The sequence below is a fragment of the Vibrio sp. Y20_XG_PY13 genome (assembly GCF_024181925.1).
In the GTDB taxonomy this organism is placed as follows: domain Bacteria; phylum Pseudomonadota; class Gammaproteobacteria; order Enterobacterales; family Vibrionaceae; genus Vibrio; species Vibrio parahaemolyticus.
Map to the genome: position 1 here is coordinate 375,106 of NZ_JAMZAL010000005.1, position 19,098 is coordinate 394,203.

The following is a 19,098-nucleotide window of genomic DNA, read 5'->3' on the forward strand; positions in this document are numbered from 1 at the left end:
TATAGATATGGAGATACGTCAGATTTATTTCAAGGCTTGAAATAAAAATTCTCTCCATCACTTCTTCACCTTTAAAGCTCCACTTGTGAAGAAGCTTTCATTGCTAAAGCGGTATCCAGCATCCGGTTAGCAAAGCCCCATTCGTTATCGCACCAAACGAGCATTTTTACTAATTGCCCGTTACTCACTCTTGTCTGAGTTCCATCCACTATCGCGCTGTGGGGATCATGGTTAAAGTCGATGGAAACGAGTGGCGATTCAGTATAGTCAACAATGTTACGTAATGTACACTGAGATGCGTTAACAATGGTTTGATTTACGTCATTAACTTTCACATTTGTATTAATTGTGACACTTAAATCCATTGCAGTGACGTTAACTGTCGGAACTCGAACGGAAATGGCTTCGAATTTGTTGGAAAATTTCGGGAAGATTCTTTCAATTCCTTTATGCAACTTGGTGTCAACAGGAATGATAGATTGGCTCGCTGCTCGAGTACGACGTAAGTCATTATGGTAGGCATCAATAACTTGTTGGTCGTTCATGGATGAGTGGATTGTGGTAATGGTACCTGACTCAATCCCAAATGCTTCATCCAATACTTTGATTATGGGAACAATACAGTTGGTGGTACATGAACCATTGGACACCACGCGGTGTTCATCTTTGAGAGTTTCGTGGTTCACACCGTAAATAATGGTGTTATCGAGATCGTTCGCTCCTGGGTGAGAGAAGAGCACTTTCTTCGCTCCGGCTTCGATATGGGCAAGACCATCCGCCTTTGAACCATAAACGCCGGTACAATCTAAAACGATATCGACCTCAAGGTCGCGCCACGGAAGCAGTTCAATTTCAGAGAGATGAAGAATTCGGATGGCATCATATTCACCGCTTTCATGGTGAACATTCAAATGCTCTTGATCGTGGGAGATTTTCTTACCGAAACGGCCATGACTGGTGTCATATTGTAGAAGGTGAGCCATTGCCTCTGGTTGAGCAAGCTCATTAACCGCTACCACTTTAATCTGCTGATGTTTGCCGCTTTCATAGACAGCTCGCAGAACATTACGACCTATACGTCCAAATCCATTGATCGCAACTTTTAGCATTTATCCTTCGCCCCACCAAAAATTTCGTGGCACAGATAGTACCTGATAAGGCTGAAAAACGCACCTAATGAATCATAGTAAAGCATGATTTAAAAAGGCTGGGACATAGCCCAGCCTTCTTTGAAAGAGATTAGAACGCTACGTCTAACCCTAACCAGTAACGACGTCCATCTTCGACGTACCCATATTCTTTGTAGTTGATGTCTTCATCGAACAGGTTGTAAATCGCACCTTTGATCTTGGTGTTATCCGTCAACTGATACGTTACGCCGGCATCTACAAACGTATAAGCAGGTTCAACGATGCTGTTGCGTGATGGGCCAGTGACGGGATCCATTTCTTTGCCTCGGTAGGTCACTTTCGTCCAGCTCTCTAGGTTGTCTGTTGTTTGCCAAGTGACATCAACATTAAACAGATGCTTTGGAAGTTGCTGAAGTGGCATGCCTTTGTATTCACCCGTTTTTTGCTCCGAGTCGGTAAAGGTATAGCTTGAGCTTAAGTAGATAGTCTCGGTTAGTGGTTTCGCCAACGTTGCTTCTACACCCTGAGTAACAGCTTCATCCACATTAATGCGGTAAGTAGGATCCGCCCCCCATTGGTTTGGGCCATCCGTACAAATTGTATCTGGGCACACCACGCGAGTGATCTTATCTTTAAACTCATTGTGGAAGGCGGTTAACGTCACATCAAGACCAGCATCACCTTGGTAAAGCACACTGATTTCTTTGTTCAGTGAAGTTTCCGGATCCAAATCTGGGTTACCATAAATATTACCGCCACCACTGACTTGCGCCCAACCAGGGGTAATTTCACGTAACTGAGGAGAGCGGAAGCCTGTCGCCACACCGCCTTTGACCGTCCAAGCAGGATCAACACGCCACACACCATACACTCTCGGGCTAAAATGCGCGCCGTAGTTTTCATCGTGATCCAAACGACCACCTAATGTCAGACTAAAAGGTTCTGCGATCTTCCATTCATCTTCGATGAACACAGCCCATTGTGTATTTGATGCTTTCGTTTTAGATGATGCTTTGTTAGACGTAAAATCTTCCAACTCGGCATGCGTCGCATCGACACCAGTTGTCAGAGTATGCGCGCCCAACCCTTTAACTAGGCTGGATTTAAACGTGGTATTTACAATAGTCATTTCGCGAGATTTGTTTTCACTCTCCTCGCGCTGCAAGTAGGTATCAGAGTTACCCAATAACTCCCACTCCCCGGTGTGACTAAGCGTAACGTAGCTACGACGGTATTCATTCAATGAATCTTCACAGCCTCTACGACAGCCAGTCGTAGGTACAGAAAGACCAACATTACCGCGACGACTTTGTGCCGATGTACCACCCTCTAACTGCACAGAGTGACGGTCATTGATTTGATAGATCAATTTTGAAGAGATGCTCTGCATATCTTTGTCTTCATAACCATAATCAATGTCATCTTCTTCCCTTGCGGTGTATTGACCATAAACCTGTAGCAACAAGTTTTCTGCAAGAGGGCCATTTACAAAGAAGTTCGCACTCTGTTCACCACCAGAACGGCTGTTTTCTTGGATAACCGTCCCCAGCTGCACATTACCTGTCCACTCAAGCGCATCTTTACGGGTGATCACGTTAATCACACCCCCAATCGCATCGGAACCATACAGCGTCGACATCGGGCCGCGGATCACTTCGATTCGCTCAATGGCTTGAAGTGGTGGCAACCAACCTTGTTCAATACCAGGGCCATCGCTATTTGGGCGAGTTTCGCGAGTACTTTGGCGCTTACCATCCACAAGAATTAACGTGTACTTAGAGCCCATACCACGAATACTGATATCGGTTGTATCACCACCACCAGTCACAACAACACCCGGCACACTTTTCAGTGCATCAGTCACGTCGCGGTAGTAGCGCGAGTCCAATTCTTCTCGCGAGATAACACTAATACTTGCAGGCGCATCCGCTTGGGATTGCTCATAACTTGACGCTGTCACCACGACGGTTTCCATTTTAGAAACTGAGTCGTTGGCAAATACATGAGGGACACTGACGAAGGCTAAAACACCAGTTGCAGTTAGCACTGGCAGTCTAAGAGTGGACATCTACATCTCCATAATTGATAATGATTATTATTTTCGAAGTGGGATTATTCATAAATAGAATGAGATGCATAGTGAGAGTTATGGAACGGTTCTTCCCATATATGGAATCCGTACATAACGCAGTAAGGAGTAAGATATGCACGACTTAGCATCAATTCGTGCTTTTGATGCGCTTAACCAACACAAAAGTTTGACCGCAGCCGCCAAAGCATTGAATCAGCCGAAATCCACCGTGAGCCGCCGCTTAGCGCAATTAGAAGCCGACTTTGGCCAAGCGCTAACAACTCGACAAGGCAACCGCTTGATTCTGACACGCGCAGGGGAGATTTTTGCCGACTACAGCCGCCAGATCCTAGAGCTCAGCGAGGAAAGTTATGAGGCGCTTCAAGGCTTAAATAATCAAGTATCAGGCTCTCTACATATCGTTTGCCACGCAGCGTTAGTTCGCAGTTGGTTAGGCGATGTACTCAATGAATTTCTGGCGGAGAACCCTGACGTCAGAGTCCAGCTCACCAGTGATTTTTCCGATACACACCACGATCCAGATTTGTTTATCTGGCTAGGTGAACACAAAGGGCTGGATTGGCGCAAAGAAACGCTTGGCGTATTTCGTTACACCCCATTCGCGTCGCCAAACTACATCGAAAAACATGGCCCCATCCACCACCCGAGAGAACTAAACAAACATCCGTGGATAGATTTTGGGTCGATACAAGAGAATGGTTTGCTACTCTCGCACCCTGAACAAGGGGAGTTTTTTCTAGAACCATTTGTCAGCCGACTCTATAGCGACAACATTGCTATGCAGATCGATAGTATCGCCAACGGACACGGCATTGGTCTCTTGCCGACTTGGACTGCACAAGGGTATGAGAAACATCACCCCGGCCGTATCACCCCATGCCTTGAAGGCTGGCTTTCAGAGCCAATAACGATCAACTGTTATACACCAGCAGGGCGTCATCCTCTTCGCTTATCCGTACTGCTTGAAGATATTCACCAAAGTATTCCGCTAGATTGGAAATATTGAGACAAATAAAAAGGCCATCAACATGATGGCCTTTTCTCACAACCGCTCAACAGAGCCGGTTTAAACAACTGTCTCGATTACGCTAGTAGTTCTTTTGCTGTGTTCACTACGTTTTCTACAGTGAAACCAAACATTTCGAACAACTGGTCAGCAGGTGCAGATTCACCGAATGTTGTCATACCGATGATGCGACCGTCGAAACCAACGTACTTGTACCAGAAGTCTGCGATGCCCGCTTCAATAGCGATACGTGCTGTTACGTCTGATGGTAGAACTGCTTCACGGTAAGCTGCGTCTTGTTTGTCGAATGCATCTGTTGATGGCATTGAAACAACGCGTACTTTCTTACCTTCCGCTGTTAGTTGCTCAGCGGCTTTCACTGCTAGCTCAACTTCAGAGCCTGTTGCGATTAGGATTAGCTCAGGCTTACCTTCACTGTCTTTCAGGATGTAAGCACCTTTCGCGATGTCTGCGACTTGCTCAGCGCTGCGTGGTTGTTGCGCTAGGTTTTGACGAGAGAAGATCAGTGCTGTTGGTGCATCTTTACGTTCAATCGCTAGTTTCCATGCTACAGCAGACTCAACTTGGTCACATGGACGCCATGTGTTCATGTTTGGAGTCAGACGTAGCGACGCCATTTGCTCAACTGGTTGGTGAGTTGGACCATCTTCGCCAAGACCGATAGAATCGTGTGTGTACACTTGGATGTTCTGAATTTTCATCAGAGCAGCCATACGCATTGCGTTACGAGCGTATTCCATGAACATTAGGAATGTTGCGCCGTAAGGAACGAAACCACCGTGTAGTGCGATACCGTTCATAATAGCAGTCATACCAAATTCACGTACACCGTAGTGGATGTAGTTACCAGAGAAATCGTTCGCTTCTAGAGACTTAGAACCCGACCACATGGTTAGGTTAGAAGGCGCTAGGTCAGCAGAGCCGCCCATGAATTCAGGTAGCATTTGACCGAAAGCTTCTAGAGCATTTTGAGATGCTTTACGTGACGCAATGTTTGCTGGGTTTGCTTGAAGATCAGCAATGATTTGGTTTGCTTTCTCTTCCCACTCTGCAGGAAGTTCGCCGTTTAGACGACGCTTAAGCTCTGCTGCTTCTGTTGGGTAAGCCGCTGCGTATGCTTCGAACTTCGCGTTCCACGCCGCTTCTTTTTCAGCGCCAGCTGCTTTTGCATCCCACTCTGCGTATACATCAGCAGGGATTTCAAATGCAGGGTGTTCCCAACCTAGGAATTCACGTGCTGCTGCGATTTCTTCAGCGCCTAGTGGTGCACCGTGACAGTCGTGAGAACCCGATTTGTTTGGAGAACCAAAACCGATGATAGTCTTCGTACAAATTAGCGTAGGACGAGGGTCTGCTTTTGCAGCTTCAATCGCTGCGTTGATTGCTTCAGAATCGTGGCCATCCACTGCTGGGATTACGTGCCAACCGTAAGCTTCGAAACGCTTAGGTGTATCGTCAGAGAACCAACCTTCAACGTGACCATCGATAGAGATGCCGTTGTCATCCCAAAATGCGATCAGTTTACCTAGGCCTAGAGTACCAGCAAGAGAACATGCCTCATGCGAGATACCTTCCATCAGACAGCCATCACCCATGAACACGTAAGTGAAATGGTCAATGATGTCGTGGCCTTCTTTGTTGAATTGTGCTGCTAGCGCTTTTTCTGCTAGAGCCATACCAACAGCGTTCGTGATACCTTGACCTAGAGGACCTGTTGTCGTTTCGATGCCTGGTGCGTAGCCGTACTCTGGGTGACCTGGAGTCTTAGAGTGAAGCTGACGGAAGTTTTTCAGATCATCGATAGATAGCTCGTAACCGCTCAAGTGCAGTAGAGAGTAGATCAGCATAGAACCGTGGCCGTTTGAAAGTACAAAACGGTCGCGATCTGCCCACTCTGGGTTAGCTGGGTTGTGGTTTAGGTGAGAGCGCCAAAGAACTTCAGCGATATCAGCCATACCCATAGGTGCGCCTGGGTGGCCAGAGTTAGCTTGTTGAACACCATCCATGCTTAGAGCACGAATTGCATTGGCAAGATGTTTACGAGACGACATGTCTGCTCCTGAGTACATTAAGCGAAACGAAAAAAGAGGTCACAATTCTCTCAAAGCCAAGTTGGGTGTGCAAACGTTTTCCAACCCAAAACCTCACAAATATTGCACCTTTCAGTTCAAATACATCGAAGTTCTAAAAATTATCAATAATTCAAGCAAACGTTTGGTTATAACAAAAACCAAAAAAGAGCTTGTAATTCGAGCAATCAAAATTAGAATAGACGTCTAGATGTAGATACACCTACAAATATTAGTATTAATTTGCGCTGGGGAGTTTATCATTCCTCAGTTTTAAACCAGATATAGTGGAGCTAACATGGCTAAGCACCTGTTTACTTCTGAGTCAGTATCAGAAGGTCATCCAGATAAAATTGCAGACCAGATTTCTGATGCGGTTCTTGACGCGATTCTAGAGCAAGATCCAAAGGCTCGTGTTGCATGTGAGACTTACGTTAAAACCGGTATGGTAATGGTGGGTGGTGAAATCACGACTTCAGCATGGGTTGACATCGAAGAGTTAACTCGTGAAACCGTTCGTGAAATCGGCTACGTACACTCAGATATGGGCTTTGACGCGAACTCTTGTGCAGTTCTAAACACAATCGGTAAACAGTCTCCAGATATCAACCAAGGTGTTGATAAAGCTGACCCTAAAGAGCAAGGTGCAGGCGACCAAGGCATCATGTTTGGTTACGCATGTAACGAAACTGAAGTACTCATGCCAGCGCCAATCACTTACTCTCACCGTCTTGTTGAAAAGCAAGCAGAAGTTCGTAAAAACGGCACACTACCTTGGTTGCGTCCAGACGCAAAATCTCAGGTAACGTTCCAGTACGATCAAGGTAAGATTGTTGGTATCGATGCTGTTGTTCTTTCAACTCAGCACTGTGATTCAATCTCTACGCCTGACCTACGTGAAGCAGTAATGGAAGAGATCATCAAACCTGTTCTTCCTGCAGAGTGGATCAGCAAAGACACTAACTTCTTCATCAACCCAACCGGCCGTTTCGTTATCGGTGGCCCAATGGGTGACTGTGGTCTAACTGGTCGTAAAATTATCGTAGATACTTACGGCGGTGCAGCTCGTCACGGTGGCGGTGCATTCTCTGGTAAAGATCCATCGAAAGTAGACCGCTCTGCAGCTTACGCAGCACGTTACGTAGCGAAAAACATCGTAGCGGCTGGTATGGCTGACCGTTGTGAAATCCAACTTTCTTACGCAATCGGTGTTGCTGATCCAACGTCTATCATGGTTGAAACGTTTGGTACCGAGAAAGTATCTCACGACATCATCATTGAAGCGGTTCGTCAATTCTTCGACCTACGTCCATACGGTCTACAAGAAATGCTTAACCTACTTCAACCAATCTACAAGAAGACAGCAGCATACGGTCACTTCGGTCGCGAAGAGTTCCCATGGGAAGCGACTGATAAAGCTGAGCTTCTACGCGATTTCGCTGGCATCAAGTAATCGAGCCACGCAAGAATCAACAAAGCCCTCGCCTTATGGCGGGGGCTTTTTGTATCGAACATTCCTCCCTCCCCTTACCGAACAAAAATTCAGCAATTATTTGTAAATTCCCCTATCACCGCCAATAGTTAACATAATGTTAAATGCACTTTTCGATGCATATAACACCGAGTAATAAGATGTAGGTTCACGTGGTGAAGTCCGAGATAAAAACACGTAAACCAAACATCCTTTTGTATGGCTCGATACCAAGTCACTGTACTCCTTAAGATAACCATTGAGATGATCGAGTACTGACGACCTTGGTAAGCGTTGACACCGTGGGAATTAATCAAGGAGGAGTTATGCCTCGTACCGTGAATCCATCTGACTTCCAAAGCAAACGAAAGGAAGTGCCAGATAATGAATACGCCAGAACCATTCCGTGTAACACCGTCAATCTGAGTGCACCCTTTCACTGGTTAGCTCTGGGGTTACATGATTTCGTACGTATGCCTCTCATCAGTGCTTTTTACGGCATCTGTTTTATGGCAGCAGCGATTGGTATTGTACTTCTGGTGCAATGGCAAGGCACACACTTAGTGGTGATGCCAAGCCTCATCGTCTATATGCTCATAGGTCCGTTTTTAGCACTGGGTCTTTATGATGCAAGTTGGGAGAGAGAACGTGGGCATAAAGCGCGCCTGCTCCATTCAATGAAAGCGATTGGTCGTAACTCCAGCTCACAATGGGCGTTCGCAGTATTGCTCGCTGTCTGTATGATTTTCTGGATGCGTATCGCTGCGCTGCTCCACGCGTTGTACCCATCCGTACAAGGCGCACCACTGACTGAGTTTTTGCCTTTTCTGGTCATAGGTTCATTGGTTGGATTCGTGTTGGCGTGTATCGTATTTAGTATCTCTGCATTTTCGATTCCATTAATGATGGAGCGCCGTGTCGACATGATGACAGCGGTGTTTACTAGCTTTAACGCAGTGAAATCCAATATTCCAGCCATGATTGTTTGGGCAGCGATTATTTGTGGCGGTATTTTGATTGGCTTTGCTACCTACGGAATCGGTATGTTGTTTACCATGCCAATTTTGGGCTACGGTACATGGCACGCCTACCATGCAACCATCAAGAAAAAACACACGCCTTAACGGACAAATGCTATGATTCAGCCCTCGCCAACGCGGGGGCTTTTTATTGAATACACCGGAGTATGGATGGACATTGAACTGAGTTATAAAGCCAAGCAAGTCATGGCTGATTGTATCTCTTTGGCACAGCAGGCATTTGAGCGCTCATTCCCTATTCCAAGCATCACATTCAACGTTCGCGGCAAAGCTGCAGGAAAAGCCTACCTTCAATTAAATCAGATTCGTCTCAACCCTATTTTATTTAGAGAAAATCCACAGGCGTTTTTGAAAGAAGTAATTCCTCATGAAGTCGCCCACTTAATCACCTACCAAGTGTACGGCCGAGTTCGACCACACGGAAAAGAGTGGCGGGGCGTCATGGAATCCGTATTTGGTATTCCTGCCAACACCACACACAGCTTTGAAGTTACCTCAGTCCAGGGTAAGACGTTTGAGTATCGTTGCGGCTGCATGACCTACCCGCTCTCGATTCGCCGACATAATAAAGTTCTGCGCAAAGAGGCAGCCTACTCCTGTCAAAAATGCCACCAGCCTTTGAATTTTACAGGTGTTCAACTTTCTTAATCTCGCCGGTGAGAAACAACGGCGATCACTTGTTTGTTTTTATTATTAACAGACTCATTACGAAAGCCAATATATGAGTGGTAGAATGATTAAAGCCATACTTTTTAAAGACTTTAATCATGAAATACTTGTTTACTCTGTTTCTCTTTGTTCTTTCTAGTTCCGCTTTTTCTGCCCCTCCTAGCTCATTTTCTGCCGCCAAACGTGAAGCGGTGAAAATCTATCAAGACCACCCGAGCAGTTTTTACTGCGGTTGTGATATCCAGTGGCAAGGCAAAAAAGGCGTTCCAGACTTAGCCTCTTGCGGTTACCAAGTTCGCAAACAAGAAAAACGCGCAGCTCGCATTGAATGGGAACATGTGTACCTTTAGATTTATAACTTTGAGATTTATGAGAGCTCCCATATACAAGAACAATTTATCAACACTCTTACCTGACTTTAATATCTTAGAGGAATAGTTGAGAATTTACCTTTCCTATTCTCAACTTCAAACCTAGCCCCCAAAACGAATAACTTCCTTATAATAAATATTTCATCCAACTAGAAATATTTACGACATAGCTACCGCCCATAAACCATGTAGAAATAGTGAGAACACTGTTAAGTCGAATTTGAAGCATATACCTCTGACATTGATATTATTAAAGTGCTAACTTGAAAATATTACGGTATGCAGAGACATCTCTATTTTGATTTATGTACGCTGTCGCTCGGTGTGATGAAGCTGGTGCGCTATACGATAACATGCTTGTGATTATGCTTTGCGTTGGCCGTGTTGAAACGCCCAACGTCGCGATCTAAATAAGTTGCGAGTTTTCTGAAGGAGCTGAGTAAATAATGATAATCGATAACATAGTTGCTGGAATAGATGAAGGTGGACCTAAAAGCTATTACTCGTTCGAGACTTTTGTAAACCACCTCTTAAAGTACCACATCGAAAGTCAAGATAAGCGATTTCTCATATCAACAGAATTGACACAATTTGGAGACGCGTTTGCTCCAGAGGGTTTTGACCAGTTCGAAGGGGCAACCCTAATTGAAATCAAGTTCAATTTATCTGGACTACCGATTGGTCAATTTATTGACAAATCGATTATTAAGTTTAGAAATGAGTACCATGAGAATAGATTTGAATATGTTCTCATCATTTCAGCCAAACCAATTCCCGAAAGATTCATAAACAGATTCAATACCGAAATAGAAAGGACCCAACTTCCCTTTAAAGTCGTAATATGGGGACCATCCGAATTGAACCGGGTTGCCTCAAAGCATAGAAAAGTAGTAAACCAAATTGCTAGCAACCTCTTCACTTTAAGACTTTCATCGGCAATGTCTAAACCTCTAAACGACTGGAAGCAAGCGCGAGAGGAAATAATTAAGCACTTAAAATCTTGCTACAAAAAAGGCCAGCTTTCTCTATTTCTTGGTGCCGGAGTTTCAAGTAGTGCAGGGATGCCAGATTGGAGTACACTTTTAAATTCTTTGTTCGTAACTTATTTAACGCAAAAGTTTGATGGCGACGGTGCCGTGGGTGATGAGGATATTAACGATTTAATCACTAGGCTAAACAGTATAAATGAACCTTCAGCATTAATGGCTGCGAGATACCTCAGAAAAGGATTGTCTAAGAGTGACGGTGGAGCAAAGGACTTTATCGGTGCTGTTACCAAAAATCTCTATGCGTTACGAAATACCGATTTTGCTATCGACTCTGAGCTTATAAAATCAATTGCATCAATGTGCCTTCCTACGAGAGCTGGGGCCAAAGTAAAGTCTGTTGTCACTTATAACTTTGACGATTTACTTGAGAGGCAACTAAGTAATAACTCGATCTTACATAGGTGTATATACACTGATGATGAGAGTTACGAACCAGATGAGCTTCCTGTTTATCATGTTCACGGATTCTTACCAGAAGCTCGAAAGTCGTGCGACTACTTAGATAATTCAACTCTAGTCTTCTCAGAGGAGGGTTATCATCAGATTTATTCTGACTCATATCACTGGTCAAACCTTGTCCAACTAAACTCCTTCAGAGAAAGCAACTGTCTGATGATAGGGCTATCGATGACAGACCCTAACCTAAGACGTTTACTAGATATTTCATCAAAAAATACAGAGCGAAGTAAACACTTCGCCTTCATGAAAAGACTTTCTTCAATTGAATTTTGTTACGAAACTATCTCCGGAAAAAAGTCAAAAGTTATAGATAATGTGGAGTCTGCTAAGAGGTTTTTAGAACATCACCACATTCTCAACGAAGAATTGATGAAGGAGCTAGGTGTAACGATTATTTGGTATGAAAATTATGATGATATCCCAGAAATAATTAAAAACGTAGTAATACATGAAAACTAACACAAGTGCTATCTTCTTTAGTCACAATAAGCAATAGAGATCTTTTGGCAGCGTCAGCCATCACTTGCTTCGAACAGCAACGTTATCTTCGTTTATCTGTTCAAAACTAGTTCAAGTGTCGTCTAACATTAAAGCTAGAAACTTTTCAATACTTTTGGGCGTCTTTTGCCTTTTTCTCTGACAAGGTTTTGCCCCGAACCGAGTTACGATTGATTGGGACTCATTTCAACGAAGTTGAATTTGGCTTACTTTCAGTAGTTTTACAAAAATCGAAATGTAATCAGATAACTCCTTCAACTGAGAGACTAATTTCATTCAGCTATTATAATAGAAACAACGGAAGTATGAGGTAAATTGAAGGTTGATATTTCATAAATGCCATATGTATCGACATATTTTATAAGCATTTTCATTCCAGACTTGTTTAACTCATTGATTAACAACAATATAAACATGGTCACATAATAAAACTCTTATAGGGCACACTGTATCACTGTGAATGCAATTTGTTATACTACATAACATTAAAGTTATACTTTATTAAGTAATCACTTGGAGGTTCATCCGAACCATTATGGCTACACAAGCATTAGTTAACCCAGAAATACTTAGTTGGGCGCGCATCCGTGCGGGCTTAAGCGAGGTAATGCTTGCAAAAAAACTTAAAGTTCAATCTGATAAAATTTTGAATTGGGAAGCAGGAACCCTTAAACCAACTTTTAAACAAGCACAAAATATAGCTAAGGTTACCCACATACCTTTTGGCTATCTTTACCTACCAAAACCACCTGTGGAAAAACTTCCAATCCCAGATCTTCGAACTCTCGATAGCGCTGAATTAGATGCCCCTTCCCCTGCACTAAGAGAAACTCTGCAGCTCACAATGAAGAAGCAAGATTGGTTCAAGGAATATTTAAAAGACAGAAATGAAGAGCCATTAAAGTTTGTTGGTAGCCTTAGCATAAAAAGTGATGTTAAAGAAGCAGTTAAACTAATTAGAGAAACCCTTGGGGCAGCTCAACCTCAAACCGGTGACTGGGAAGAATATCAAAGAACACTTATAGATAAAATCGAGAGTATAGGTGTCCTCGTCTTAAGAAGTGGAATCGTAGGTAACAATACCCACCGTAAGCTTTCCGTAAATGAGTTTAGGGGCTTCGCTATATGTGATGAGTATGCCCCAGTTATATTTATTAATAGTGCAGATGCACCCACAGCACGTTTGTTTACGTTGATACATGAGTTAGCTCACCTTTGGATAGGTCAAAGTGGCGTATCTAATACAATTACTGCGACGAGTCACAGGCATGAAGAAATGTTCTGCAATGCTGTTGCTGGAGAATTCCTTGTACCGGAGGAACTTCTAAAATCTTCTTGGAACGCTGAGTTTAAACTAGAAGATAACATTAGAAAAATTGCAACCGCTACACATGTTTCTAAGTTCGTTGTCATTCGCAGAGCGCTGGATTGCCATTTAGTTGACAGAGAAACTTACAACCGATTTTACCTTAATGAGCTCAAAGAATTCCGAAAAAAAAGCACGTCTGGTAGTGGTGACTATTACCAAAACACAAAAGCTAAGAATAGCAAAATGCTCTCTCGCGCAGTAATAGGAGAGGCTTTAAGTGGCAGGATGCTTCTAAGAGATGCTGGTTCTATTTTAGGTGTATCCCCTAGTAATTTAAAAACTTATGCGAGAAAAATCAATTAATGAACTATCTTCTTGATGCAAACACTTTTATTGAAGCTAAGAATAGATACTACGGTATGGAGATTTGCCCCGCGTATTGGGAGTGGTTAAAAAAAGCATATGCTGATGGTGAGATTTTTAGTATTTCTCTAGTAAAAGACGAGTTATCTAATGGTAATGATGGCCTAAGTGACTGGGTAAAGGATAACCCAGAAATTTTTATGGATATAGCTGACGAAGCCACTCAAAAGGCTTATATCAGAGTAATTGAAACTGCAGCCGCAATTCCAGATTTGAGACCAGAGGCAATGCCTGAATTTTTGAGCGTAGCAGACTCTTGGATAATCGCTAAGGCCCTAGTGACAGGAAGTGTCATTGTTACTCACGAGGCCTATAATCCAGCGGCTAAAAAACGCATATTAATACCTAATATTTGTGAGCTATTAGGAGTTAAATACTTAAATACTTTCGAAATGCTATCCGAACTAGACGCAGAGTTTGTATTAGCTTAAAACCTGAAACATAAGCTTCTCACCCTTATTAGCTATCGAAACTGATCGCCCTCTCTCGGTCCTGACCCCGATTGGTGTATCACCAACCTTCGTTACATTGTCAAACTTGATCTGCACTATCCACTAAGTTAAATGACTTTCCTATACCCTTATTTATTCATGATATGCTAAGACAAAGAATTGTCTAAACGTATGTTGTGATTGTAGTGGTCAAGTAATACTGGCCACAGGTTTAGAACTTTTCCATACTTTTGGTAATCTGAAATGCTTTCATTAGTGCAAAAGTCCTAACACGAAATTGTCCCATAACGAGTTACTCCAACGCAGAAGGAAATTACTTGGGAGTGATTTCGCAATACCTGAACTAATGATTGCGTATAACACAAGGTTATCTCAAACTACTTTCTCAGTTTCCATAGGAAGTAGAAGTCGTTATCTTGTGCAACTGAATCTGGCAAAAATTGTTGATTCACATCCGTTAACATAGAAGTTACAGCACTAGCCCCTCCAATAGTGGCAAGAAAAGATGCTAAATCTGTAGGTATTATCCCGGCATAAGCCCCTACCGTTAGTACACCTGTTCCAAATATTAAATTTTGTCTTGCCTTAGATAGGTATTTGGTTTTATGTGTGCGTAAGTTGCGCTCGATATTAGCGATTTCACTTCTTACTAGGTCAGAATACGCCTCTTCCTGTTCGTTAGGTTTTAGGCCGTTAACCGCACTGAGAAGTTGTTTGGTTCGCTCCCTATAGACGTTAAAGTGCTCTTCATTCGCTTGTCTTAGGGATAGTACTGTTTCTGGTGTCGTGTTTTCAGCCACTATTAAGGTATGCTGGAATTGGTTGGTAATGATATCTGGATTAACAGCATTTACGTTGAGTCTGTTTAAGATCTTTACTTGTAGATCATCGTTAGTTAGAAGGTTTGTATTATAAAATTTTGAGTGCCAACTGTAGAAGCTGACGTCATCAACCAAGGGGTGAAGGAGAATATCCATGACACCATCATTCTTTATTTCATCAGGGCTTAACTTGTAAGGCAAACCTAGGTTACGAAAGTCGTGAAAAAAATCGGCGCTATTATCATATAGGTGTAAATATTTCCTTTTATGTTCGATCAGGCTTTCGGGTCCGATAACGGTTAAGAAACCATAATCTTCGCTCTCGTCATAGCTAACAGATATTTTATCAAGATAATGCTTAACAAGAGCATTAAATAGTAAGTCTTCATTCTTCCTTAGTTTTACGCTAGCTGGTTTGACTATAGATTCTATGTGCTCAGAACAAAATGCATGAGCGCTATTCGCATATTTAACAATTCCAACTTTTAGATAAGGCCGCAACACCCAGTATATGCTTATACTAGTAAGTAGCTCCTGCCTTATTTTGGGTAGCACTCCTTGTCTTTTGCATTCACGATACATTTCTTCAAAAGGGTTTCTAACGTATACTTCATCTGCATATAGAGCAGAGAAACTCAGCATTTGGTCTATTTTTGATAGTCGGCATTCGAGTGCACCACAAGGTGTATCCCAGCCGCTTAACGTTTGATTTGCGGTGAATGAAAACGGACTTTGTGTCGCTCTACCCGAAGAAAAATGGTGTTTAGTTATGAAAAATAAGACTTCAATTAGCTGGTATATTAGTTCTTCATCGGCTTTTTCGATCCACTGCGGCAACTCTCTAGTTGCAGCCCATACATGTAGTGCTTCATCAAACTCATCGACAAAATCTTGATGCTCTAACATTATTACCTCAACAAAGATGTAGGTTTAACGGGTGTATTGTATCAGATGCGAATCATTGTTTTTACATGTATGAAATTTCAGCTTCAAACCTTTACAACCCCAACGAACTGTTCGTCAAGCCAGTACTGCAATAGACCCAATTAATCTAATCCGTACTTTGATCTTTTATACGGAAATTCTCCGTAGTTCTCTCCTCGAAACCCTCCGTCGATTCACACAACAGGTTGATACCATTTGATTTTCATAATGAATGACAGCAACATAAACGGAATGCAAACACGGAAAAATTCCGTCTATAAAGCGTTATAGCGCAGAACACATTTCGGAGTATTTTGTGATTTTAGAGTTTCCAACAAAAGATGATTTTTATAGCGCCGCCAATGGCTTTCTTAATGCTTCGTGGGATTCGGTGACTGAGCACTTACATGAATTTGAAACTCTATATAGTGTAATTGATGGTAGCGACCACGAAAACGAAAGCAAACGTTATTGGGCTTCAGCAAAGCAGACACTAGTCAGTGCTACTGCATTAGTACAGCAAGCTGTAGAATTTTACATTAAGGGGCGAATCGTAAATGTTTCGCCTTATTTGCTCATTTATGGAAACCCACAGTCATGGCCAAAAGGTTGTAACAAAAGGGATGTCGAATTTTCTGCATTTCGCACTTTAGATGCTCAAGATTTAATAAAAGTCCACGACACTGTTTGTCCAGAGCGGTTTACTGACCAATTTCTTCAATGGAATGATGACTTACGAACAATTAGAAATAAAGTGATGCATACAGTTGATAAGTCTTTGACTGTAACTCCAGAGGAAGTTGTTAACTTTATTTTATATACCCATAGTTACTTTCAAGGTTCATTATGTTGGTTTGAATCAAGGCGTAAATACCTCGAAAATACGCCAGTAAACTCAATGAAAAGTATCCAATCTGACGAGAGTTACGAGTCGCACATAATCAACTCACTCTTAATTGATTACCGCTTAACTATTGATGTATTACCTCCTGCCGCGTGCAAGAAATATTTAGACTATGACAAGAAGTCCAAATCCTATCATTGTCCTCGCTGCACTAATATCGTGTCCCGTATGGACTTCTGGGATGACGAGTTCATTCATCAGTGTGCGAAAACTTACCAAAGGTTACCTAATTCTGATGAATATTCGTGTAAGCTATGTAGTTATCAAGGAAAACTTCTAGAGCGTAGCTGTGAAGAGTTGGGTTGTGATGGGAAGCTACAGGATAGCGAAAGTGGAATTTGCTTCTCCTGTTTCGTCGAAAATGCGCTATAACAAGCGTTTAAGGTTTCAAGATACTTTTTCTAATCTGATATAAACGCCTTAGAGTAACGGCACTAACGCATTTATGTCCCATTGTAAGCTAGACCTTTTACTCATTCATATCCTGTTAATTGGGTTTTGCCTTACTAAAAGTAATCCATTTTTCTAATACTGCCCGTGGTTAATCCTCGTGTTGTATTGCGGGGTGGGGGACTCTTAAGTTATCAACATCGTATACAGAACCGCCATGTTGTATTTACTCAACATGGTGCAATTCGAAAGAACGTCTTCCCCCGACGGTATCCTTAAACCTTGCTCGAGGAGCTTTGCCATCCATCATCCGTTTAAGGTTCGCAGGTATAAATTGACTTGAATCGGGAGTAGTTTGCCAACTTGCTTCACCGTTTTCTTCTGGCGTCCAATTGATGGTTGGTCCGTTATCTTCAATCGCAATGGACAAAATGTTGTATTCACCGAGAGCAGCTATAAGGTTCTGACAGAAGAGGACTTTGAGCGGTTTTTAGAACCGGTTGAGAAATGGGAATGAGAAAAGGCGTCCTTGTAACGCCTTATGTTTATAAGCAAAGTAAAGCTTATATTAAGCATCATCTTGAGCGTATTTGATGACTCGCTCGACAGTGATCTCGGGAACATCTTCAAATAATTCTTGCAGTATAAATACCTCTAAAAAGTAGTCATACCCTTCCGGTGAGCTTCCATCCTCTGGCTCTGCGCAAAGTAAAATATGGGATTCAGGATTCCATGCACTGTCAATGTAAATGGTTAAATCAGGATCCAAGCTTGCAACATCAAGCATTAACTCTCTTAATTTCATTTTTATTTCCCCCATATCGAGTAGCCCCCCTTGTTATCTGGATGAAGTACTTTCCACTCTTCACTACCAATTGTGTGTTGTTCTCTTGGGACTAAAACCATGCTGCCTTTTTCTCTTTCATGATGCCATGTCCAACCTTTTGGAGGTCGTCTAGGAGCTAAGCCTGTAGCTGTTCTCTCTAGTTTTATATTCAAGGATTCCATCTGAGATGCAAATTCTGGATCTGTTTCCATCATCTTCAAGAGGTTCTCATTAGCTTCTTGAAAGTGACGAGCTCTCGAAACACCAGGATATGAATTCGGTGACAAAAACGTTTTAAATCCTGATGAGTAAGCATTTTCACTATATACAATATAAAGAGGAACGATACCTGAGCTTTCAGGGAATACCAAGATCGCATCACGCCAGTCTTTTTCTTCTGGCGCAGGCGTAACGGTGACGTTCGCATCGCTACCCGAATGGATTGGCGTGACCAGTATATCGTCTTTTTCAAACCCATCACTATGATCGGGGGTAGTTTGCCAACTTGCTTCACCGTTTTCTTCTGGTGTCCAATAGATGGTTGGTCCGTTCTCTTCAATCGCAACGAACAACTGACCATTGTTCCCCTGTTTCACATATTTGATGGGGATTCGTGTGTCATCTACATGATAGCCCTGTACGTGCGGATAAAACTCACCATCTTGGGGCTCGGTAATGTGGACACGAACGCGGCTTTGCGCTGTGGTTACTTGGCGTAAATCTTGGTCTGTGTATTGGGTGTTATCGCCAAATAAGCTTTGCTGCATGGCAAACAAAGCGCCAATACCTTCGACCTGCCAGCGGTAGCCCTCGACGATTTTGTCTTTCAATGTGCCGGCCAGTTTATCTAACTGCATCGCTGCGGTTTGGGTTTGCTGCATTTGCTCTGGGGAACCGGCGACAGCTGCGGAACTGCCCATAGCCATTTGTGCTTGTGTCGCTTGAATGGCGGGTATGACAGCAGCTGGGTTTGCATTGGCTTGTGCAAAGAAGAATGACCAAGGACCAAAGTTACTTATTGACTCTTGTTGGTCGCCAATTTCAATACATCCATCTGGTCTGGTGCAGGATTTAGCGAACACGAGCGAGCTTGTGGCGTCTTTTAAATTGAGGATTACCACATCGCCTTCTATGCAATCGGCAGTGTTAATGGCTCTATATTTGGTCAACCCGA

General features: G+C 42.8%; 15 protein-coding genes and 1 pseudogene. 9 read left to right on the forward strand and 7 right to left on the reverse strand.

Features of this window, described 5'->3' with window-relative positions; genetic code table 11:
- Positions 1–71: 71 nt before the first annotated feature.
- Positions 72–1,109, reverse strand: coding sequence for an erythrose-4-phosphate dehydrogenase (epd, locus tag NL646_RS14830; protein ID WP_005461726.1), 1,038 nt, complete (start codon positions 1,107–1,109; stop codon positions 72–74).
- Positions 1,110–1,239: 130 nt separating this feature from the next.
- Positions 1,240–3,198, reverse strand: a complete 1,959-nt coding sequence (locus NL646_RS14835) for a ligand-gated channel protein (protein ID WP_029847928.1) — start codon at positions 3,196–3,198, stop codon at positions 1,240–1,242.
- A gap of 136 nt (positions 3,199–3,334) precedes the next feature.
- On the opposite strand from NL646_RS14835, the gene NL646_RS14840 reads away from it, so the two are divergent.
- Positions 3,335–4,228 carry a LysR family transcriptional regulator gene (locus NL646_RS14840; protein WP_005493888.1) on the forward strand — a complete coding sequence of 298 codons (894 nt, stop codon included), beginning with the start codon at positions 3,335–3,337 and terminating at the stop codon, positions 4,226–4,228.
- Positions 4,229–4,305: 77 nt separating this feature from the next.
- On the opposite strand, the gene tkt is transcribed toward NL646_RS14840, so the two are convergent.
- Positions 4,306–6,300, reverse strand: coding sequence for a transketolase (gene tkt / locus NL646_RS14845; RefSeq protein WP_005493886.1), 1,995 nt, complete (start codon positions 6,298–6,300; stop codon positions 4,306–4,308).
- Positions 6,301–6,616: 316 nt separating this feature from the next.
- Here tkt and metK point away from each other — a divergent pair, with 316 nt between their 5' ends.
- The 7 genes and pseudogenes from metK (at position 6,617) to NL646_RS14880 (ending at position 14,038) form a co-directional block, all read left to right on the forward strand.
- Entirely contained in the window at positions 6,617–7,771 is a 1,155-nt protein-coding gene (gene metK / locus NL646_RS14850; RefSeq protein WP_005461723.1) for a methionine adenosyltransferase, read from the forward strand.
- A 344-nt stretch (positions 7,772–8,115) separates the two neighbouring features.
- A complete protein-coding gene (locus NL646_RS14855; protein WP_005461722.1) occupies positions 8,116–8,913 on the forward strand; it encodes a DUF2189 domain-containing protein in 798 nt (265 codons plus the stop codon).
- A 66-nt stretch (positions 8,914–8,979) separates the two neighbouring features.
- Positions 8,980–9,477, forward strand: a complete 498-nt coding sequence (locus tag NL646_RS14860; protein WP_140289211.1) for a SprT family zinc-dependent metalloprotease — start codon at positions 8,980–8,982, stop codon at positions 9,475–9,477.
- Between the two features lie 119 nt (positions 9,478–9,596).
- Positions 9,597–9,839 (forward strand): annotated as a pseudogene (locus NL646_RS14865) (deoxyribonuclease I); the annotation flags it as partial.
- Positions 9,840–10,315: 476 nt separating this feature from the next.
- A complete protein-coding gene (locus NL646_RS14870; RefSeq protein WP_253664368.1) occupies positions 10,316–11,836 on the forward strand; it encodes an SIR2 family protein in 1,521 nt (506 codons plus the stop codon).
- A 574-nt stretch (positions 11,837–12,410) separates the two neighbouring features.
- Positions 12,411–13,547: an XRE family transcriptional regulator gene (locus NL646_RS14875; RefSeq protein ID WP_203526974.1), complete on the forward strand. Its 1,137-nt coding sequence runs from the start codon at positions 12,411–12,413 to the stop codon at positions 13,545–13,547.
- Positions 13,547–14,038, forward strand: coding sequence for a DUF4411 family protein (locus tag NL646_RS14880; protein WP_130545433.1), 492 nt, complete (start codon positions 13,547–13,549; stop codon positions 14,036–14,038). The genes NL646_RS14875 and NL646_RS14880 overlap by 1 nt, the downstream gene beginning before the upstream one ends.
- A gap of 398 nt (positions 14,039–14,436) precedes the next feature.
- Here the strand turns inward: NL646_RS14880 and NL646_RS14885 are convergent, their stop codons facing one another.
- Positions 14,437–15,786: a hypothetical protein gene (locus NL646_RS14885; protein WP_253664369.1), complete on the reverse strand. Its 1,350-nt coding sequence runs from the start codon at positions 15,784–15,786 to the stop codon at positions 14,437–14,439.
- 334 nt (positions 15,787–16,120) lie between these two features.
- On the opposite strand from NL646_RS14885, the gene NL646_RS14890 reads away from it, so the two are divergent.
- Entirely contained in the window at positions 16,121–17,080 is a 960-nt protein-coding gene (locus tag NL646_RS14890; RefSeq protein ID WP_253664370.1) for a hypothetical protein, read from the forward strand.
- 244 nt (positions 17,081–17,324) lie between these two features.
- Here NL646_RS14890 and NL646_RS23450 read toward each other — a convergent pair whose 3' ends face one another.
- The 3 genes from NL646_RS23450 to NL646_RS14900 all read right to left on the reverse strand — a co-directional run.
- Positions 17,325–17,408 carry a hypothetical protein gene (locus NL646_RS23450; protein WP_367618104.1) on the reverse strand — a complete coding sequence of 28 codons (84 nt, stop codon included), beginning with the start codon at positions 17,406–17,408 and terminating at the stop codon, positions 17,325–17,327.
- A gap of 258 nt (positions 17,409–17,666) precedes the next feature.
- The gene (locus NL646_RS14895) at positions 17,667–17,903 is read right to left on the reverse strand and encodes a hypothetical protein (RefSeq protein WP_031812766.1); all 237 of its coding nucleotides are present in this window, start codon (positions 17,901–17,903) and stop codon (positions 17,667–17,669) included.
- A gap of 2 nt (positions 17,904–17,905) precedes the next feature.
- Positions 17,906–19,098, reverse strand: a 1,193-nt coding sequence (locus tag NL646_RS14900; protein WP_253664371.1) for an S-type pyocin domain-containing protein, incomplete at its 5' end; no start/stop codon positions are given.